The 19640-nt window shown below is 75.4% G+C and carries 15 protein-coding genes and 2 riboswitches; of the genes, 12 read left to right on the top strand and 3 right to left on the bottom strand.

What is annotated here, in order from left to right; genetic code table 11:
• Window positions 1-5: 5 nt before the first annotated feature.
• From cobO to cobA, 10 genes are all read left to right on the top strand, one after another.
• Window positions 6-620, top strand: coding sequence for a cob(I)yrinic acid a,c-diamide adenosyltransferase (gene cobO, locus I4I81_RS13610; protein ID WP_218605188.1), 615 nt, complete (start codon window positions 6-8; stop codon window positions 618-620).
• Complete coding sequence (locus tag I4I81_RS13605) at window positions 620-1591, top strand: aldo/keto reductase (protein ID WP_218605187.1); 972 nt, start codon at window positions 620-622, stop codon at window positions 1589-1591. Before cobO ends, I4I81_RS13605 begins: the two co-directional genes overlap by 1 nt.
• A 58-nt stretch (window positions 1592-1649) precedes the next feature.
• Window positions 1650-3077, top strand: coding sequence for a cobyrinic acid a,c-diamide synthase CobB (locus I4I81_RS13600; protein ID WP_218616076.1), 1428 nt, complete (start codon window positions 1650-1652; stop codon window positions 3075-3077).
• 25 nt (window positions 3078-3102) lie between these two features.
• The gene (locus I4I81_RS13595) at window positions 3103-4089 is read left to right on the top strand and encodes a patatin-like phospholipase family protein (RefSeq protein WP_218616075.1); all 987 of its coding nucleotides are present in this window, start codon (window positions 3103-3105) and stop codon (window positions 4087-4089) included.
• A gap of 193 nt (window positions 4090-4282) precedes the next feature.
• Window positions 4283-5098 carry a precorrin-4 C(11)-methyltransferase gene (gene cobM / locus I4I81_RS13590; protein WP_218616074.1) on the top strand — a complete coding sequence of 272 codons (816 nt, stop codon included), beginning with the start codon at window positions 4283-4285 and terminating at the stop codon, window positions 5096-5098.
• 286 nt (window positions 5099-5384) lie between these two features.
• Window positions 5385-6599, top strand: coding sequence for a precorrin-6y C5,15-methyltransferase (decarboxylating) subunit CbiE (gene cbiE / locus I4I81_RS13585; RefSeq protein ID WP_226363927.1), 1215 nt, complete (start codon window positions 5385-5387; stop codon window positions 6597-6599).
• On the top strand, window positions 6596-8257 hold the full coding sequence (gene cobJ, locus I4I81_RS13580) for a precorrin-3B C(17)-methyltransferase (protein WP_218603777.1): 1662 nt from the start codon (window positions 6596-6598) through the stop codon (window positions 8255-8257). The genes cbiE and cobJ overlap by 4 nt, the downstream gene beginning before the upstream one ends.
• Window positions 8258-8337: 80 nt before the next feature.
• Window positions 8338-8404: riboswitch (cobalamin riboswitch) on the top strand.
• Window positions 8405-8459: 55 nt separating this feature from the next.
• Window positions 8460-9050 (top strand): precorrin-8X methylmutase, encoded by a 591-nt coding sequence (locus tag I4I81_RS13575; protein WP_218603776.1) that lies wholly within the window; start codon window positions 8460-8462, stop codon window positions 9048-9050.
• A complete protein-coding gene (locus I4I81_RS13570; protein WP_218603775.1) occupies window positions 9047-9937 on the top strand; it encodes a sirohydrochlorin chelatase in 891 nt (296 codons plus the stop codon). Before I4I81_RS13575 ends, I4I81_RS13570 begins: the two co-directional genes overlap by 4 nt.
• 5 nt (window positions 9938-9942) lie before the next feature.
• Window positions 9943-11163 (top strand): uroporphyrinogen-III C-methyltransferase, encoded by a 1221-nt coding sequence (gene cobA, locus I4I81_RS13565; protein ID WP_372453608.1) that lies wholly within the window; start codon window positions 9943-9945, stop codon window positions 11161-11163.
• Here the strand turns inward: cobA and I4I81_RS13560 are convergent.
• The 3 genes from I4I81_RS13560 to I4I81_RS13550 are packed head-to-tail and all read right to left on the bottom strand — an operon-like array spanning window position 11141 to window position 14807.
• Complete coding sequence (locus I4I81_RS13560) at window positions 11141-12823, bottom strand: serine/threonine-protein kinase (RefSeq protein WP_218603774.1); 1683 nt, start codon at window positions 12821-12823, stop codon at window positions 11141-11143. The genes cobA and I4I81_RS13560 overlap by 23 nt on opposite strands.
• Window positions 12824-12873: 50 nt before the next feature.
• The gene (locus I4I81_RS13555; protein ID WP_218603773.1) at window positions 12874-14205 is read right to left on the bottom strand and encodes a hypothetical protein; all 1332 of its coding nucleotides are present in this window, start codon (window positions 14203-14205) and stop codon (window positions 12874-12876) included.
• The gene (locus I4I81_RS13550) at window positions 14202-14807 is read right to left on the bottom strand and encodes a type 2 periplasmic-binding domain-containing protein (protein WP_218603772.1); all 606 of its coding nucleotides are present in this window, start codon (window positions 14805-14807) and stop codon (window positions 14202-14204) included. Before I4I81_RS13550 ends, I4I81_RS13555 begins: the two co-directional genes overlap by 4 nt.
• Window positions 14808-14933: 126 nt before the next feature.
• A riboswitch (cobalamin riboswitch) is annotated at window positions 14934-15106 on the top strand.
• A gap of 34 nt (window positions 15107-15140) precedes the next feature.
• On the opposite strand from I4I81_RS13550, the gene cobN reads away from it, so the two are divergent.
• Both cobN and cobI read left to right on the top strand, forming a co-directional pair.
• Window positions 15141-18878, top strand: a complete 3738-nt coding sequence (gene cobN, locus I4I81_RS13545; protein WP_218616072.1) for a cobaltochelatase subunit CobN — start codon at window positions 15141-15143, stop codon at window positions 18876-18878.
• A complete protein-coding gene (gene cobI, locus I4I81_RS13540) occupies window positions 18875-19609 on the top strand; it encodes a precorrin-2 C(20)-methyltransferase (RefSeq protein ID WP_218605388.1) in 735 nt (244 codons plus the stop codon). The genes cobN and cobI overlap by 4 nt, the downstream gene beginning before the upstream one ends.
• Window positions 19610-19640: the final 31 nt, after the last annotated feature.

Below are 19640 nucleotides of genomic sequence, written 5' to 3'. Positions count from 1 at the left end.
GACGGATGCCGCAGGGACAGGTCGAGACCGTGCCCGACGACGGGCTCACGACGAGGCAGCGCCGCAACCGGCCACTCGTCGTCGTCCACACGGGGACGATGAAGGGCAAGTCGACCGCGGCGTTCGGGCTGGCCCTGCGCGGGTGGAGCCAGGGCTGGTCGATCGGGGTGTTCCAGTTCGTGAAGTCGGCGAAGTGGAAGGTCGGCGAGGAGACGGCGTTCCGCGCGCTCGGCCGCGTCCACGCGGAGACCGGCGAGGGCGGGCCCGTCGAGTGGCACAAGATGGGCGAGGGCTGGTCCTGGGTGCGCAAGCCGGGCACCGAGGAGGACCACGCCGCCGCCGCTCAGGAGGGATGGCGCGAGATCCGGCGGCGGATCGAGGCGGGCGTGCACGACGTCTACGTCCTGGACGAGTTCACCTACCCGCTCAAGTGGGGGTGGGTGGACGTGCACGAGGTGGTCGAGGTCCTCGCCGCGCGCGAGGGCAGGCAGCACGTGATCATCACCGGACGGGACGCCGCGCCGGAGCTGATCGCCGCGGCCGACCTGGTCATGGAGACGGGCAAGATCAAGCATCCGATGGACGCCGGCCAGAAGGGCCAGCGGGGAATCGAGTGGTGATGCAGCAGGTCAGGCTGGGAAGTACCGGGTTGCAGGTCTCGCGGATCTGCCTGGGGATGATGAGCTACGGCACGCCGGACTGGCGCGACTGGGTGCTCGACCTCGACGCGTCGCGTCCGCTCGTGCGCGCCGCCGTCGACGCCGGGATCACGTTCTTCGACACCGCCGACATGTACTCGCTCGGCGCGAGCGAGGAGGTCACGGGCACACTGCTGCGCGAGCTGTTCGCGCGCCGCGACGACTACGTGCTCGCCACGAAGGTCTTCATGCCGATGGGCGACGGGCCGAACGACCGCGGGCTCTCGCGCAAGCACATCCTGGCGAGCATCGACGCGTCGCTGACCCGGCTGGGCACCGACCACGTCGACCTCTACCAGATCCACCGCTGGGATCCGGAGACGCCGATCGAGGAGACGATGGAGGCGCTGCACGACGTGGTGCGTGCGGGGAAGGCGCGCTACATCGGGGCGTCGAGCATGTTCGCCTGGCAGTTCGCGAAGGCGCAGCACACCGCCGACCTCGGTGGCTGGACGCGGTTCGTCTCCATGCAGGACCACTACAACCTCCTCTACCGCGAGGAGGAGCGGGAGATGCACCCGCTGTGCCTCGACCAGGGCGTCGGGGTCATCCCGTGGAGTCCGCTGGCGCGGGGCCGGCTGACGCGGCTGCCCGAGCAGCGCACCACCGTCCGCGCCGGGAGCGACCCGATCGCCGACCGCATGTACGGGGAGGCCGACGACGCCGTGGTGCGCGCCGTCGCCGAGGTCGCGAAGGCCCGTGACCTGCCGATGGCGCAGATCGCACTGGCCTGGCTGCTGCACCGGGAGGCCCTCACCGCACCGATCATCGGGGCGACGAAGGCAGGGCACATCGAGGACGCGGTCGCGGCCGTCGAGGTGGAGCTGAGCGACGACGAGATCGCGGCGCTGGAGGCGCCGTACGTGCCGCACCCGGTGCTGGGCCACTCATGATCGGGGGGAGTGGTCGACACGTGTCACCCGTGGCACCCACCGGCCACTTCCGGCGATCATGACGGCCCGCGCGCTGGTGGTCGGGGCGCCGGCGTCCGGGTCCGGGAAGACCACCGTCGCCACCGGGCTGACGGCCGCGCTGCGGCGCCGGGGCACGGTGGTGGCCCCGTTCAAGGTGGGCCCCGACTACGTCGACCCCGGTTACCACACCCTCGCCGCCGGCCGGCCGGGCCGGAACCTCGATCCGGTCCTCGTCGGCGCCGACCGGATCCTCCCGCTAGCCCGGCACGGCGCGGCGGGCGCGGAGATCGCGGTCGTCGAGGGCGTGATGGGCCTGTTCGACGGGCGGCTGGCGGACGGGGCCGGGTCGACGGCGCAGGTCGCGGGGCTGCTCGGGGCGCCGGTGGTGCTGGTCGTCGACGTGCGGGGGCAGTCGCGCAGCCTCGCCGCGCTGCTGCACGGGTTCCGGTCGTTCGACCCGGACGTCGTGATCGGCGGGGTCGTCCTGAACAGGGTCGGCAGCCCCCGGCACGAGGACGTCCTGCGGGCGGCGGCCGACGAGGTCGGGCTGCCGGTGCTCGGGGCCCTGCCCCGGCGCGACGAGCTCGCGGTCCCCTCGCGCCACCTCGGGCTGGTCACCGCCGCGGAGCACGGGGCGGCCGCGCACGCCGCCGTCGACGCGATGGCGGAGCTGGTGGCGGAGCACGTCGACCTCGACGCCGTGGCCGGGCTGGCCGCGCCGCTGCCGATCGGGCCGTCGTGGGACCCGGCGGCCGAGGTGTCCGGCGTCGACGGACGACACGACGGGCGCGATCGGCAAACTCGCTGGGTGGGGGCGGCAAACTCGCCGGGGGGAGGGGAGAACTCGCGGGTGGTGGGGGTGTTCGGGGGAGCGGCGTTCACGTTCGGCTACGCCGAGCACGTCGAGCTCCTGGCGGCCGCGGGGGCCGAGGTCGTCACCGTCGACCCGCTGCGCGACGAGGGACTGCCGGACGGGACCGCCGCGCTCGTGGTGCCCGGTGGGTTCCCCGAGGAGCACGCCGCGGCGCTGAGCGCGAACGCCCCGCTGCGGGCGGCGGTGCGGGCGCTGGCCGACAACGGTGCACCGGTGCACGCGGAGTGCGCCGGGCTGCTCTACCTGTGCGACGCCCTCGACGGCTCCCCGATGTGCGGGGTACTGCCTGCCGACGCCGCGATGACGCCGCGGCTGACGCTCGGCTACCGCGACGCCGTCGCCCTGTCCGGGTCGCCGCTGTTCGCGGCGGGGGCGCGGGTGAGCGGGCACGAGTTCCACCGCTGCACGGTCATCCCGCGGGCCGGCGTGGCCCCGGCCTGGGGCTGGCGGGGCGGCGAGCCGGAGGGCTGGGTCCACGGCGGCGTGCACGCGTCGTTCCTGCACACGCACCCGGCCGGGCACCCGGACGCCGTCGCGCGGTTCGTCCGCGGCGCAGGGGGTGACGTGCGTCTCGCTGGGGGTTACCGTTGAGTAGACACTCGACGAGGAGGTCGCCATGCGCAGGTCACGTCGTCGCACGGTCGGGCTGGTGCTCGGCGCCGGGGGCATCCTCGGCTCGGCCTGGACCACCGGGATGCTCGCCGCACTCGCCCCGCGCCTCGACCGGCCGCTCGGCGACCTCGACCTCGTCGTCGGCACCAGCGCGGGCAGCATCCTGGCCGCCGCCCTGCGCTGCGGGATGACCGTCGAGGAACTGCTCGCGCACCAGCACGGTGACCACGTCACCGACGCCGTGCCCGACGCCGCCGTCCTCGAACGGGAGTCCGGTGACGGGCTCCCGCCGCTCCCGCGGCCGTGGATCGGGTCGCCCCGGCTGCTCGCCACCGCACTGACCCGCCCGGGCACGGTCGACCCGGTCGTCGCGGCGTCCGGGCTGCTCCCGGCCGGGCGGGGGCGGATGGGGTCGCTGATCGGGATGGTCGCGGGCCTGCAGACGCGTGCGGGCGTCACCACCGACGGCTGGGTGCCGGGCCCGCCGCTGTGGATCGCCGCGGTCGACTACGACTCCGGCCGGCGGGTCGTGTTCGGCCGGGAGGGGGCGCCGCCGTCGACGGTGGGGGAGGCCGTGCTCGCGTCGTGCTCGATCCCGGGCTGGTTCACCCCGCAGGTGATCGACGGGCGCCGCTACGTCGACGGGGCGGTGTCGTCGAGCACGTCGGTCGCGCTGCTGGCCGGTCCCGGCGCCCCGGAGCTGGACGAGGTCTACGTGCTGGCCCCGATGGCGAGCCACGTTGTCGACCGCCCCCGCGACCCCCTCGCCGTCGCCGAGCGCGCGGTGCGCCGGGTGCTCACCCGCTGGCTCGATGCCGAGGTCGCCGACCTGCGGGCGACGGGTGCGCGGGTCACGGTCCTCACCCCCGGCCCGGCCGACCTCGCCGCGATGGGCGGCAACCTGATGAACCCCCGCCGGCGGGACCGGGTGCTGGAGACGTCGTTGGGGACGTCGGTCGCGGCCCTGTCGGCCCCGGCGACAGCCGCCTGACCCACCCGCGAGCCGCCAGACCCGCGCCCGCGAGTCGCTGCTTCCGCGCCCGCGAGTCGCCAGATCCATGTCCGCGAGTCGCGAGTTCTGCGCCCGCGAGTCGCGGGAACCCGGCCCCGCCGTCGGCGACGTGTGCGGTGGCTCATGCCCCCGACGGCCTCACCGGCCCGCGCGGTGGGTGACACTGTTCGGCGTGAAGCAGGGAAGTGTGTCCTTCGTCGGAGCGGGGCCCGGGGCGGCCGATCTCATCACCCTGCGCGGTGCGCGGCGGATTGCCGAGGCCGACGTCGTGATCTGGGCGGCGTCGCTGGTGATGGAGGAGTGCGTGGTCGAGCACGCCCGTGCCGACGCCGAGCTCGTCGACTCCTCCCAGATCGCCCACGAGGGCGTCCTCGCCCTCTACCGCCGCGCCGCTGCCGAGGGACTCGCCGTCGCGCGGGTGCACTCCGGAGACCCGTCGCTGTGGGGCGCGGTGCAGGAGCAGTACGACGCGGCCGTCGAGATCGGGTTGGACGTCGAGATCGTGCCCGGCGTCTCCGCGTTCGGGGCGGCCGCCGCCGCGGCCGGTCGTGAGCTGACGATCCCCGAGGTCGCGCAGTCGGTCGTGCTGTGCCGGCTCGAGGGCGGCAAGACCCCGATGCCCGAGCGCGAGAAGCTGCGCGACTTCGCCCGGCACGGCACCACGATGGCGATCTTCCTGTCCGCGGCGCGGACCTCGCAGATGGTCGACGAGCTGCGGGCGGGCGGCTACCCCGACGACACCCCGGTCGTCGTCGCCTACCGCACCACCTGGCCCGACGAGCTGACGATCCGCTGCCGGCTCGACGAGGTCGAGGCCGTGTGCAAGGAGCGCAAGCTCTGGCGCCAGACGCTCTTCCTGGTCGGGGCGGCGCTCGGGTCCTCCGGGACGCGGAGCCACCTCTACCACGCGGGCCATTTCCACACCTTCCGCAAGCCCGACGCGGAGGCCCGGCGCGCACTGCGCGCCGCCCGATCCGCCACCCCGTGACTGGGCGGGAGCCGGGCGGGCCCTCCCGCCCGCGCGTTCATGATCGGCGTCCGGGAACGACGAGCGGGGTGGGGCCCGCTGCCGGTACCGAAACGTCGATCATGGCCGGGCGGCTGCGACGTCGGGGATCGGTGATCACCGGCTGGGTACGGGCCGGTGCGCGGAAGTCCGCTGTCGGTTCCGAGACGCTGATCATGTGGGGTCCGGGGTCGGTGATCGCACGGCGGGCACGGGACGGTGTCAGGACTGGGACCCGGGTCAGCGCGTCGGGCCGGGGGAGCGCCTCGTGCTGACCGTCGTCGGGATCGACGGGGGGCCGCTGCCGCCGGGGGCGGTGGAGGCGCTGGCCGGTGCGGAGGTCGTCACCGGCGCTGCCCGCTACCTGCACCTCGCCCCCGCCACGGCCGAGCGGGTCGAGATGGGGCCCGTCGACCCCGCGTTGGACAGGCTCGGCGGCCGCCGCGGCGTGGTGCTGGCCAGCGGGGATCCGGGGTTCTTCGGGATCGTCCGGCTCCTGCGCGCCCGCGGGCTCGCCCCGGTCGTGCTGCCGGCGTGCTCGGCGGTGCAGCGGGCGTTCGCGCGGATCGGGCGGCCGTGGGACGACGTCGCCGTGGTCAGCGCGCACGGTCGCGCGCTCGGACCGGCCGTCAACGTCTGCCGCGCCCGCGCCGCCGTCGCCGTGCTCACCGCCCCCGGTGCCGGGCCCGCGGAGATCGGGGCGGCGCTGCACGGGTGGGAGCGCACGCTCGTCGTCGCCGAGGACCTCGACGGGCCGGACGAGCGGGTCACGACCGTGACCCCCGGGCAGGCCGCCGCCCGCACCTGGCGCGACCCGAACGTCGTGCTCTGCCTGCGCGACCCCCACGCCGTGCCCGACGCGGGCTGGATCGCCGGCGGTGACCCGCGTCCCGGTGGCCGACGGCCGTCCGCCGGCCCCGGGCCGGGGCCGGACGGGGCGGGTTCGGCCGGGTGGGCCCTGCCCGAGTCCGCGTTCGAGCACCGCGCCGGGATGATCACCAAGGCCGAGGTCCGGGCGCTCGCGCTGGCCCGGCTCGCCCCGGCCCCGGGCCGGCTGATCTGGGACGTCGGGTCCGGATCCGGGTCCGTCGCCGTCGAGTGCGCCCGCCTCGGGGCCGCGGTGATCGCGGTCGAGCGCCGTACCGACGACGTCGGGCGCATCCGGGCCAACGCCGAGGCCCACGGCGTCGACGTCCGGGTCGTCGAGGGAGAGGCCCCGGCCGTGCTGGCCGGACTCCCGCACCCCGACGCGGTGTTCGTCGGCGGGGGAGGGCCGGAGGTGGTGGAGGCGGTGGCCGGTGCGCCGTGCGTCGTCGTCGCGCTCGCCGCCCTGGACCGCATCGCGCCCACCCGCCATGCCCTGCGCGCGCACCGCGTCGAGGGCGTCCAGCTCGCGGCGTCGCGGCTCGCCGACCTGCCCGACGGCACCGTCCGCCTCGCCGCCACCAACCCGATAGTCCTGCTCTGGGGAGAGACCACATGATCGCGCTGTTCGCCGTCACCGACGCCGGTCGCCGCGCCGCCGCGGAGGTCGCGCCCGCCCTCGGTGCGCAGATCCACCCGCTCGACGCCCTCCCGGCGCTGTGGCCCGACCTCGACGGCGCCGTGTTCTTCCTCGCCACCGGCGCCACCGTGCGCCTCGTCGCGCCGCTGCTCGCCGACAAGCGCACCGACCCGGGCGTGGTCTGCGTCGACGAGGCCCGCCGCTTCGCGGTCGCGCTGTGCGGCGGCCACGAGGGCGGGGCCAACACGCTCGCCGTCCGCGTCGCGACCGTGCTGGGTGCCGAACCGGTGATCACCACCGCCTCCGACGCCGCCGGGTCGACCGGCCTCGACGAGCTCGCCGCGGTCCTCGACGCCGAGATCGACGGCGACGCGGCCGCCGCAGGCACCGCCCTGCTCGACGGCGCCGCGCTCGTCGAGAACCCGCTCGGTTTCCCGCTGCCCCCGCTCCCGCCGCTGGTGGGCGAGCCCCGGCACACCATCACGATCAGCGACCGCGCCGCGCCCGGAGCCGCCCCGGCCTGGACGGTGCTGGTGCCGAAGACGCTGGTCGTCGGCATCGGGAGCGCGCGCGGGGTGACCCCGGACGTCGTCGCCGCGACGCTGCGTCGCGTCGAGACCGAGTTCGGGTTCGACCTGCGGGCCGTGCGCGCGGTCGCGTCCGTCGACCTCAAGGCCGACGAGGCCGGCATCCTCGCCGCGATCGCCCCCTTCGAGCTGCACACCTACCCGGCCGACGTGCTCGCGGGCGTCGAGGTGCCGAACCCGAGCGAGGTCGTGCGCGCCGAGGTCGGCACGGCGAGCGTGGCCGAGGCCGCCGCGCTGCACCACGCGGGCCCGGGTGCCGAGCTCGTCGTCGAGAAGGTCAAGGGCGACAACGTGACCGTCGCCGTCGCCCGGGTGCGCCCGCGCGGGCGGTTGGCGATCGTCGGCCTCGGTCCGGGCGCGGCGGACCTGCGGGTGCCACGCGCCGACGCCGAGCTGCGGCGGGCGTCGATCGTGGTGGGGCTCGACCAGTACGTCGACCAGGTGCGCCACCTCCTGCGCCCAGGCACCGAGCTGCGCGTGAGCGGGCTGGGCGAGGAGGAGCAGCGCGCCGCCGACGCCGTGGCACTGGCCGCGAAGGGACACGCGGTGGCCCTGATCGGCTCCGGCGACGCCGGGATCTACGCGATGGCGAGCCCCGCGCTGGAGGGGGCGGGCGCCGACATCGACGTCGTCGGGGTGCCGGGGGTGACGGCGGCGCTGTCGTCGTCGGCGCTGCTCGGGGCCCCGCTCGGGCACGACCACGTGCTCATCTCGCTCTCGGACCTGCACACGCCGTACCCGGTGATCGAGCAGCGTGTGGCCGCCGCGGCCGCCGCCGACCTCGTCACGGTCTTCTACAACCCCCGCAGCCGCGACCGGCACTGGCAGCTCGGCGCCGCCCTCGACGCCTTCCGGGCCCACCGGCCCCCGGAGACCCCGGTGGGTGCGGTGCGGCAGTCCGGCCGGGCGGGGCAGCGGGTGTGGACCGCGCCCCTGTCGGAGTTCGACCCGGCCGAGGTCGACATGCTGACGACGGTGGTCGTGGGGTCCAGCACCACGCGGATGGTGGCAGGGAGGATGGTCACGCCACGGGGATACCGCTGGAGCTGATCGCACGATCCTGTCGCCCGCCTCACGACCGGCGGCCCCGTCGCCGGGCCCGGGTTATGCTCGGCGCGATCCGACTGCGTGGGAACCCGGTGCCACTCCGGGGCGGTCCCGCCACTGTGACCCCTGATCGAGGGGGAGCCAGACCCCGCGCGTCGCCACCACCACCGCCGCACCGGGCGAGGAAACCCGGGGAGGAGCAGCCGTGCGCACCGTGCACCCCATCGAGACCGAGTCCTACGCGATCCTGCGCACCCGGCTCGACACCGCCGACCTCCCGCCGCTCACCCGCGCGGTCGTCGAGCGGATCGTGCACACCACCGCCGACCCCACCTGGGCCGGTGACCTGGTCTGCGACGAGGACGCCCTGCGCGCCGGCCGGGCCGCGCTGCTCGCGGGCGCGCCGCTGATCACCGACGTGCGGATGGTCGCCGTCGGGATCACCGCCCGCCCCTCGACGGTCGCGCTCGACCTCGCCCCGGTCGCCGACGCGGGGCTGACGCGCTCGGCCACCGGCATCCGCGCCGCGGCCCGGCAGCATCCCGACGGCGCGGTCTGGGTGATCGGCAACGCCCCCACCGCACTCGACGAACTGCTCCGCACCGGCGTGCGGTCCCCGCTGGTCATCGGGCTCCCGGTCGGCTTCGTGGGCTCCGTCGCCGCGAAGGCCGCACTCCGTGACGCGGGACGGGGTGGGCGGGTAGCAGGCTCCGTCTCCAACCGTTCCGAACGAGGTGGGGCCGCCGCGGCGGCCGCCGCCGTCAACGCCCTGCTGTACTCGGAGGACGCACTGTGAACCCACCCCTGATGCTCGCCGGCCACGGCACGGTCGACGCCGCGGGGGTGGCGGAGTTCGTCTCCTTCACCGACCGGGTGCGCACGCTGCTCGCCGCCGAGGACGTCGACGTCGACGGCGGGTTCATCGAGCTCTCGCAGCCGACCGTGCACGAGGCGTGGATGCGGCTCACCGCGCGCGGCCACACCCGCCGCGCCGCCGTGCCGATGGTGCTGGTCGGGGCCGGACACGCGAAGGGCGACATCCCCGCGGCGCTCGAGCGCGAGGTCCGCCGCGAGCCCGGCACCAGCTACGTCTTCGGCCGCCCGCTCGGACCGCACCCGGTACTTCTGGAGATCCTGGCGACGCGCATCGCCGAGGTCGCCCCAGCCGAGGGCACCGCGGTGCTGCTGGTCGGGCGCGGGGCCACCGACCCGGACGCGAACGCCGAGGTGGCCAAGGTGGCGCGGCTGCTGCAGGAAGGCCGCGGGTACGACTTCGTCGAGACCGCGTTCGTCTCCCTGGCGAAGCCCGACGTCGCCTCCGGTCTCGCCCGCTGCCGGGCGCTGGGGGCGACGCGCGTGGTCGTCGCGCCCTACTTCCTGTTCGACGGGGTGCTGCCGCGCCGCGTCGTCGCCCAGGCACAGGCGTTCGCGGCCGACCACCCCGATCTCGACGTCCGCACCGCCGGTTACCTCGGCGACACCGACGAGCTCGCCGCGCTGGTGGTCGAGCGCTACCGCGAGGCGCTGCACGGCGACATCCGGATGAACTGCGACACCTGCGCGTACCGCGTGCTGCTCCCAGGCTTCGAGGACAAGCTCGGCGCCCCGCAGACCCCGCACCACCACCCCGACGACCCGTCGACCGGTCACGGGCACGGCCACGCGCACGGCCACGCCGGGTGATCGCCGTGGACCCCTACTTCGCCGGGCTGGTCCTGGCCGGTCGTCGCGTCGTCGTCGTCGGGGGTGGCACGGTCGCCCAGCGCCGGATCGCCGGGCTGCTGACGGCGGGGGCCGACGTGCTCGTCGTGTCCCCGGAGGTCACCCCGGCGGTCGAGGGCATGGCGACGGCCCGCGAGCTGACCTGGGAGGCCCGCCCCTACCGCGACGGCGACCTCGACGGCGCCTGGTACGTCGTGACCTGCACCGACGCCGCCGAGGTCAACGCCGCCGTGGCCGCGGAGGCGGAGCGGCGCCGCGTGTTCTGCGTCCGTGCCGACGACGCGACCGGCGGCACCGCCGTCACCCCGGCCGTCGGCCACCACGACGGGATCACCCTCGGTGTGCTCGCCGGACGCCGCCCGCGCCGCTCCGCCGCGGTGCGCACCGCGCTGGTCGAGGCGCTGCAGACCGGGCTCGTCGACGACACCGCGGAGCCCGTCACCCCCGGCGTCGCACTCGTCGGCGGGGGTCCCGGTGATCCGGAGCTGATCACCGTGCGCGGGCGGCGGCTGCTCGCGCGCGCCGACGTCGTGGTCACCGACCGGCTCGGGCCGCGCGACCTGCTCGACCACCTCGACCCGCACGTCGAGGTCATCGACGCCTCGAAGATCCCCTACGGCCGCGCGATGAACCAGGCGCGGATCAACGAGCTGCTCATCGAGCACGCGCGGGCCGGGAAGTTCGTGGTGCGCCTCAAGGGCGGTGACCCGTACGTCTTCGGCCGCGGCTTCGAGGAGGCGCTCGCGTGCGCCGAGGCCGGGGTGCCGGTCACCGTCGTCCCCGGGGTGACCAGCGCGTTCGCCGCGCCCGCCGTCGCCGACGTGCCCGTCTCGCACCGCGGCGTGGCGCACGAGATCGTGGTGGTGTCCGGGCACGTGGCCCCCGACGACCCGCGCTCGCTCGTCGACTGGCCGGCGCTCGGGCGGCTGCGCGGCACGATCGTGCTGCTCATGGCCGTGGAGCGGGTCGCCGCGTTCGCCACCGCGTTGATCGACGGCGGCCGCCCCGCCGACACCCCCGTCGCCGTCGTGCAGGACGGCACGATGCGCATCCAGCGCTCGGTGCGCGCCACGCTCGCGACCGTCGCCGATGCCGTGCGCGACGAGGGCATCAGCCCGCCCGCGGTCGTCGTGATCGGGCCGGTGGCCGGGCTGGCCGAGCAGATCACGCACACGCCCGCGAGGTGAGCGTCTCGCTGCTGCGGATCAACCGGTCCGGGCCGGTCAGCGTGTAGGACTGCTCCCACTCGGTGCAGTCCTGGTCGCCGCCGGGTCCGTCGGCGGGGGCCTGGCGGCTGGTGAAGGTCATCACGACCGTCGCGTCGGCGGTCACCGACGTGATCCGCGCGTCGCTGATCGTGCGGGGGCGTTGGACGTCCAGCCAGGCCTGCAGGCCGTTCTGCGCGGTGCGGGAGTCGCTGCTGAACAGGGCGAACGTGTCGGCGTAGCGCTCGGCGTTGATCGAGGAGACGTAGGCGTCCATCGTGGCGAGGGCCGCCGGGACCCCGGCCCCGCTCACACCCGGGGCGACGACGACCGAGCCGACCGGCGGTGCGGTGGTGGCGGACGAGGTCGGGACCGGGTCCGTCGTCGGGGTGATCGCCCCGCCGGTCCCGCCCGACAGGACGGCGGTGCCCACGCCGACCGCCGCGACCAGTACGACCGCGACGATCCCGATCAGCGGTCCGCGGCGCGACCGCTTCGCGGGTGCCGGGGGTGCCGGGGGTGCGGCTCCGGCCCACGGTCGCGGCGCGGGTGCAGGCCCGGCGGCCGTCGACGGCCACGGCGGTGACGGGGCCCGGTGCACCGCGGCGGGCCGGGGTGTGGCCGTGGGCGGCTGCGCGGCCGGAACCGGTCGCGCCGACGTGGGCCAGGGTGCGACCGCCCCCGGCCGGACCGCCGGGGGCCACTGGGCGGTCGACGAGGACCGGGCCGTCAGGGGCGCCGGTTCCAGGGCGAGGTCGGTCGGGGCCGCCGACTCCTGCGCCGCCGTCGCCGCCCCCTCGACGACGGCCCGGGTGACCGGTTGCCCCGTGGCGCGCTGCGCGTCCTGCAGTGCCGCGACGGCGTCGGCTGCGGACGCGTACCGCTCCGCGGGCTCCTTGGCCATCAGCCGCTCGACGACCCGGCACACCGCGTCGTGCACACCGCGGGTGCGCAGGTCCGGGACCGGCTCGCGGACGATCCGCGCGAGCATCACCAGCAGCTCCTCCGGGGTGTCGCGGCCGAACGCGGACGAGCCCGTGAGCAGCGTGAACAGGGTGGCGCCGAACCCGTAGAGGTCGGTGCGGACGGTGCTGGCGCCCTCGGCGAGCCGTTCGGGCGCGGCGTAGGCGGGGCTGAGGCGGATGTCGCCGGAGGTCTCGGCGATGCCGGGGAGGCGGGCGATGCCGAAGTCGGCCAGCTTGGGTTCGCCGTAGCGGGAGACGAGGACGTTGGCCGGCTTGAGGTCGAGGTGCAGGATCCCGTGGCGGTGCGCGGTCTCCAGCGCGCCGCCGAGCAGGATCCCGGTCTCGAGTACCTCCGGCCACGGCGTCGCGGCGCGGTCGGCGAGCGACCCACCGGACATCAGGTCCATGACGATGTAGGGCTGCCCGTGCCCGGTCGTGCCGCCGCGGTGGACGGTGACGATGTGCGGGTGCCCGGACAGTGCGCCCATCGCCTGGCACTCGCGGGCGAACGCCCGGCGCACGGCGGCGTCGTCGAGGCGCTGCCGCAGGACCTTCACCGCGACCGAGCGCCCGAACTCCGGCTCCTGCACGGCGTACACCGAGCCGAAGCCGCCGCGGCCGAGCTCCCGCGCGCCGGTGAGGCCGGGGATGCCCAGGTCGACGGGTACGGGCTCCACGGCCGCAGTCTAGGTGCGCCCGCGGAGCCCGGTATCCGTACGACTACGCGCTACAGGGACAGCAGCCGGTCGAAGAAGCTGCGGTAGCGGCGCAGGGCCAGGCGCAGGTCCTCGGTGGACGTGTCGTCGGTGTCGAGCCCGTGCTCCAGCCCGCTGCGCTGCTCGCGGAACAGGCGCTCCAGCTCGTCGAGCACCTCGCCGACCAGCGCGTCGGCCTGGCGGACGGCCTGGCGCGGCTCGTCGACGAAGGCGCCCTTCACCGCGTCCCAGCGCGACCCGTACTCCTGTGCCCGGTCCTGCGGGAACAACCGCTCGCGGCCGCTGGCGTCGTCACCCATGCCGGATCCGGCCTGGTGCGGTGCGGTGCCCTCGGCCGCGGAACCGATCGTGGAGCCCGCCGCGCCTGCGGCCACGGCTGCTCCGGCGGCGGGGGCCGAGCCGGTGCGGCCGGCGTCGTGGTCACGGGTCGATCCCGCGTGGTCCTGCTCGGCGTGACCCGCGCCGGACCGGGCGGTGCCGGGCTGGGCGGTGCCGGGCTGGGCAGGTCCGTCGTGGGTCGGTGCGGCGTGGGTCGGCGCGGCGTGGGTCGGCGCGGAGTGGGCGGGACCGGCGTAGGCCGGTCCGTCCGGCGTCCGGTCGCCGTGGACGGGACCGCCCTGGACGGGACCGCCCTGGGTCCGGGCATCCTGGGTCTGAGCACCCTGCGACTGGCCGCTCAGGGATCGATCACCCTGCACCGGGCCGCCGCCCTGCACCTGACCGACCGGGGCCCGGTCGTCTCGGATCTGGCCGCCCTGAGCCTGGCCGCCCTGGACCCGGCTCTGCACCTGCTGTCCACCCGGGTGCCCGGCGGCGTCGCCCACGCCGCCCGCGGGGGCCCGGTCGAGGCGCTCGTTCCCGCTCCGGTCGTCGGTGAGGTGCCGGTCGCCCGTGACGTGACCGCTGCCCGGCCGGCCCTCGTCGCCCTGCCGCGTGCCCGGCACGCCCGCGCCCGCGATCCCGGCGGCCGCAGCCGCGCCCGCGGCGCCGGCGCCCGGGCCGGAGCCGTCGCGGATCTGCTCGGTCCGCGCCTCGGCGGGACCGCCGGCCAGCGGGGTCGTCGGGGCCGGGGGCCGGCCCTGAGGTGTGCCGAAGTGGTCACCCGGGAGGGCGGAGCCCTGCGGCGGGCGGCCGGGCACACCGGCGTCGGGCACACCGGCGTCGGGTGCCTGGCCGGGCCCGGTCTGGCCCGGGACGGCCGGCTGTGCGTCCTGCTGCCGGCGCAGCTCCTCGGCCCGGTGCTCGTCCTGGCGCGGTTCGTCGTCGTTGCGGCCCAGCAGGTCGTCGATGACGCCGCGGACGCCGCCGCGGGGTCGGTCGTCGGATCGGTCGGGGGTGCTCATCGGCTCTGCTCCTCGGTGCTGGCGCTGTGGTGGCGGCCGTTGCTGTGGGGGTCGGCCTGGCGGGTGTCCCGGCCCAGCAGGGCCTCCACCAGCGACCGGTAGGACGTCACGGCGTGGCGCTGCCGCTCGGTGTCGACGCCGCCGCGCTCGGTGGCGTCGCGGACGGCGCGGGCCTCGCGGTAGTGCGCGACGACGTCGGGGTGCTCGACGGAGATGTCCTCCGCGCGCCGCTCGAAGTCGTCGACCGGGTAGCCGCGGGTGCGCATGATCTCCACGACGAGCCCGTCGGCCTGCCGCAGCGAGTGCACCGGGTCGTCGACGAACCCGCGCTGGATCGCGGCCCAGGACGCGTCGAACCGGTCGCGCTCCTCGGGTCGCAGGTCGCGGACGTCGAGCGAGGCGTGGCGCTTCTCGCGCTCGACGAGGCGGGCCTCGGCCTCGCGGGGGTCGCCGGTCTCGGCGAGGGTGCGGTCGTACTCGGAGCCGTAGCGCTCCTGGAGGCGCTCGGACCGCTTCCGACGGGACAGCAGGACGCCGGCGACGCCGAGGGCGATCACGAGGACCACGACGACGACGATCAGGACGATCACGGTGGGTTCCACCGGACACCTCTCTGTGTGGCGGACGACACACTCGAACGAGTGAACCGTTTCCGGGGGGTGCCCGAAGGCGGGTCGTCGCTAAACCCGCCGGTGCGGCACCTCTCGTTGACCCCCGCCCGTGCTGTGTGGTCCTGTGTGTCCGACGGCAGTGGAGGAAGTCGGTGCGAGTCCGACGCGGTCCCGCCACTGTCACCGGGGAGCGGCCGCCCAGCCGTCGTGACCACTGCCGAGAGGCGGGAAGGTCGGGCGCACCGTGTCGATCCGGGAGCCAGGAGACTCGCTGCCGTCATCACCCCGAGTCGAGGGCGCGGACCCTCGGAGGAGGAGCCGAAGATGGCGCCCGTCGTCCTGCTGCTGTCCACCGCCGACACCGAACTGCTCGCCGCCAGAGGGTCGGGCGCGCTCTACCGCACCGCGAACCCCGCGCGGGTGGAGCCGGAGGGACTCCGGGCGCTGCTCGACGGCGTCGACGTCGTCGTGCTCCGCCTCCTCGGCGGGCGCCGGGCCTGGCCTCTCGGCGTCGACGCGCTCGTCGCCTCCGGTCGCCCCGTCGTGCTGCTGGGCGGTGAGGCGGCCCCGGACGCCGAGCTGATGGCCGCGTCCACCGTGCCCGCGGGCGTGACGTCGGAGGCGCTGGCCTACCTCGCTGCGGGCGGCACCGCGAACCTGCGGGAGCTGCACCGCTTCCTCTCCGACACGGTCCTGCTCACCGGCGAGGGGTTCGCCGCGCCCGAGGCGACGCCGGAGTTCGGTGTCCTCGGTGACCGGGTGCGGGACCCCGGGCGGCCGACCGTCGGCGTCGTCTTCTACCGGGCGCACGCGCTGAGCGGGAACACCGCGTTCGTCGAGACGCTCTGCGACGCGATCGAATCGCGCGGGGCCAACGCGCTGCCGGTGTTCTGCGCGTCGCTGCGCCAGGCCGACACCGAGCTCATGGCGCTGCTCTCCGGCGTCGACGCGCTGGTCACGACGGTGCTCGCGGCGGGAGGGACCGTCGCGTCGTCGGCGTCGGCCGGGGGCGAGGAGGACGCGTGGGACGCGGGCGCGCTCGCGACGCTCGACGTCCCGGTCCTGCAGGGACTCTCGCTGACCACCTCGCGCGCCACCTGGGACGACTCCGACGCCGCGCTGTCGCCGATGGACGCCGCGATGCAGGTCGCGATCCCCGAGTTCGACGGCCGGATCATCACCGTGCCGTTCTCGTTCAAGGAGACCGCGCCCGGCGACGACCTGCCCGTCTACCGCGCCGACCCGGAGCGCGCCGCCCGGCTCGCGGGCCTCGCGGTGCGCCATGCGTCGCTGCGCCGCACGCCCGTCGCGGACCGGAAGCTCGCCGTCGTGCTGTCCAGCTACCCGACCAAGCACTCGCGCGTCGGCAACGCGGTCGGTCTCGACACCCCGGCGTCCGCCGTCGTCCTGCTCAACGCCCTGCGCCGGGCCGGCTACGCGGTGGGGGAGTTCCCGCAGGACTCCGACGAGCTGATCCACACCCTCATCGCCGCCGGCGGGCACGACGTCGAGTGGCTGACGGAGGAGCAGCTCTCCGCGGCCCCGGCCCGGGTGGCGCTGAGCGACTACGAGCGCTGGTTCGCCTCCCTGCCGTCAACGCTGACCGACGGCATCCGCGAGCACTGGGGGGAGGCGCCGGGCTCGCTCTACGTCGACGGGTCGGACATCGTGCTGGCGTCGCTCACGTTCGGCAACGTCATGCTGATGATCCAGCCGCCACGCGGGTTCGGGGAGAACCCGATCGCGATCTACCACGACCCGGACCTGCCGCCGTCGCACCACTACCTCGCCGCGTACCGCTGGTTGGAGCACTCCTTCGGCGCCGACGCGGTGGTGCACCTGGGCAAGCACGGCACGCTGGAGTGGCTGCCGGGCAAGGGACTCGGGCTGTCGGCGGAGTGCGCGCCGGACGCCGTGCTGGGCGAGCTGCCGCTGGTGTACCCGTTCATCGTCAACGACCCCGGTGAGGGCACGCAGGCCAAGCGCCGCGGGCACGCCGTCGTCGTCGACCACCTCGTGCCGCCGATGGCCCGCGCCGACACCTACGGCGAGATGGCGAAGCTGGAACAGCTGCTCGACGAGTACGCGACCGTCCAGGCGATGGACCCGGCCAAGATGCCGGCGCTCCGCGCCCGGATCTGGGAGGTCGTGCAGGCCGCGCAGCTGCACCACGACCTGCACGTCGACACCGCGCCGGGCGAGGACGACTTCGACGACTTCGTCCTGCACATCGACGGGTACCTGTGCGAGGTCAAGGACGTCCAGATCCGCGACGGGCTCCACATCCTGGGTGGGGTCCCGGAGGGGGAGGCCCAGGTCAACCTGGTGCTCGCGATCCTGCGCGCCACCCAGGTGTGGGGCGGGAAGCGCGCGCTGCCCGGCCTGCGCGCGGCGCTGGCGGCGTGGGCGGGCCTGGACGAGCAGCAGCTCCTCGCGACCCCCGGCGCCGCAGTGCCCCCCACATCCCCCGCCCCCGAATCGCAGTGGGGTGGCTCCACTGCAACCGGGTTGGAGCAGAGCCACCCCACTGCAACGCCACCGCAGGCGTCCGCCGACCGGCTCGCCCGGCTCGTCTCCGTCGCCCCGGGGCCCTCGCGGACCGGCGCCGACCTCGTCGACGTGCTCGAGGGCGTCGGGCGGGCCCTGGTCACCGCCGTGCAGGAGCGGGGCTGGTCCGGTGGTGCGTCGGTGTGCGCAGAACTGCTGGGGGAGGAGGTCCCCGACGTCGTCGCCGTGCTGGAGTTCGGCTGCGCCGAGGTCGTGCCGCGGCTGGACCGCACCACCGACGAGGTCTCCGGCGTCCTGCACGCCCTCGACGGCGGCTACGTGCCGGCCGGCCCCTCCGGCTCCCCGACGCGCGGGCTCGTCAACGTGCTCCCGACCGGCCGCAACTTCTACTCCGTCGACCCGAAGGCGATCCCGTCGCGCAGCGCGTGGGAGATCGGGACGATGCTCGCCGACTCCCTGATCGCGCGGCACCTCACCGACACCGGCGAGTACCCGCGCAGCGTCGGCCTCACGGTGTGGGGCACGTCCGCCATGCGCACCCAGGGCGACGACCTCGCCGAGATCCTCGCCCTGATCGGCACCCGCCCGGTCTGGGACGAGGCCTCGCGCCGCGTCACGGGCTTCGAGATCGTGCCGCGCGCCGAGCTGGGCCGCCCCCGCATCGACGTCACGGTCCGCATCTCCGGCTTCTTCCGCGACGCGTTCCCGCACGTCATCGCGCTGCTCGACGACGCGTTCGCCGCGGTCGCCGAGCTCGACGAGCCGGACAACTTCCTCCGCGAGCACGTCGAGACCGACGTCGCGACCCACGGCGACCGCCGCCGCGCCACCGCGCGCATCTTCGGTTCCAAGCCCGGCGCCTACGGGGCCGGCCTGCTCCCGCTGATCGACGCCCGCAACTGGCGCAGCGACGCCGACCTCGCCGAGGTCTACGCCGTGTGGGGCGGTTACGCCTACGGCCGCGGCCTCGACGGGCGCGAGGCCCGCGCCGACATGGAGCAGTCGTTCCGGCGCATCTCCGTCGCGGCGAAGAACCAGGACACCCGCGAGCACGACATCGTCGACTCCGACGACTACTTCCAGTACCACGGCGGCATGGTCGCCACGGTCCGCGCGCTCACCGGCCGCACGCCCGCCGCGTACGTCGGCGACTCCGCCGTCACCGACGCCGTGAAGACGCGCACGCTGGCCGAGGAGACCAAGCGGGTGTTCCGGGCGCGCGTGGTGAACCCGAAGTGGATCACCGCGATGCAGCGGCACGGCTACAAGGGCGCGTTCGAGCTCGCCGCCACCGTCGACTACCTCTTCGGCTACGACGCCACCGCCGGCGTCGTCGACGACTGGATGTACACCCAGCTCGCCGAGAGCTACGTGTTCGACGAGACCAACCGGGCGTTCATGGAGAAGTCGAACCCGTGGGCGCTGCGCGGGATCACCGAGCGCCTGCTGGAGGCGGCCGACCGCGGCATGTGGGCCAAGCCCGATGACGCCGTGCTCGACCGGCTCAAGCAGACCTACCTCGAGCTCGAGGGCGACCTGGAGGGCCAGGAATGAGCACGCTCGTGGGAGTGGGCGTCGGCCCCGGCGACCCGGACCTCGTCACGGTCAAGGCCGCGAACCTGCTGGCCAAGGCCGACGTCGTGTTCGTGCCCGTCGCCGACACGCTGGAGACGGGCCGCGCCGAGCAGACCGTCCTGTTCTACGCCGAGGCGTGGCGCATCGAGCGCGTGGTGTTCGCGCTGCACGACCGCGAACACACCGCCCGCCGCGAGCAGGCCTGGGACGCCGCGGCCGAGCAGGTGGCGCGCTGGTTCGCCGAGCACCCCGGCGGCACGGCGGCCTTCGCCACGATCGGCGACCCCTGTGTCTACTCGACCTTCACCTACCTCGCCGCCACCGTCCGCGACCTCGTCGGCGAGGTGGCGGTCGAGCTGATCCCCGGCATCACCGCCATGCAGGACCTCGCCGCCCGCAGCGGCACCCCGCTCGTCGAGGGGAAGGAGACGCTGTCGCTGTTCCCGATGACGGCGGGTGCCGACCTGTTCCGCGAGGCACTGACCCGCGGCGACTCCGTGGTGGCCTACAAGTTCGGGCGCAGGCTCCCCGAGACCCTCGCGGTCCTGCGTGAGACCGGCCGCCTCGACGGAGCGGTGTACGGCGCGGGACTCGGCCTCGCCGACGAGGACGTGCGCCCGGCCGCGGACCTGGACCCGGACGAACCGGGCCCGTACCTGTCGACCCTGATCGTGCCCCCCGCCCGCACCGGCCGCGGAGGCGCGCTGTGACCTCGGACGCTGTGACCTCGGACGCTGTGAC

This window comes from Pseudonocardia abyssalis (assembly GCF_019263705.2).
Lineage (GTDB): Bacteria > Actinomycetota > Actinomycetes > Mycobacteriales > Pseudonocardiaceae > Pseudonocardia > Pseudonocardia abyssalis.
Note: the sequence above shows the minus strand (reverse complement) of the source record. Positions and strands in the feature narration are given on the sequence as shown.

Coding starts and splice junctions, on each gene's coding strand:
- I4I81_RS13595 (WP_218616075.1), top strand. CDS start 3,103: ATGCGCAGGTCACGTCGTCGCACGGTCGGGCTGGTGCTCGGCGCCGGG.
- cobI (WP_218605388.1), top strand. CDS start 18,875: ATGAGCACGCTCGTGGGAGTGGGCGTCGGCCCCGGCGACCCGGACCTC.
- I4I81_RS13600 (WP_218616076.1), top strand. CDS start 1,650: ATGACGGCCCGCGCGCTGGTGGTCGGGGCGCCGGCGTCCGGGTCCGGG.
- cobO (WP_218605188.1), top strand. CDS start 6: ATGCCGCAGGGACAGGTCGAGACCGTGCCCGACGACGGGCTCACGACG.
- I4I81_RS13555 (WP_218603773.1), bottom strand. CDS start 14,205: ATGAGCACCCCCGACCGATCCGACGACCGACCCCGCGGCGGCGTCCGC.
- cobN (WP_218616072.1), top strand. CDS start 15,141: ATGGCGCCCGTCGTCCTGCTGCTGTCCACCGCCGACACCGAACTGCTC.
- I4I81_RS13605 (WP_218605187.1), top strand. CDS start 620: ATGCAGCAGGTCAGGCTGGGAAGTACCGGGTTGCAGGTCTCGCGGATC.
- cobJ (WP_218603777.1), top strand. CDS start 6,596: ATGATCGCGCTGTTCGCCGTCACCGACGCCGGTCGCCGCGCCGCCGCG.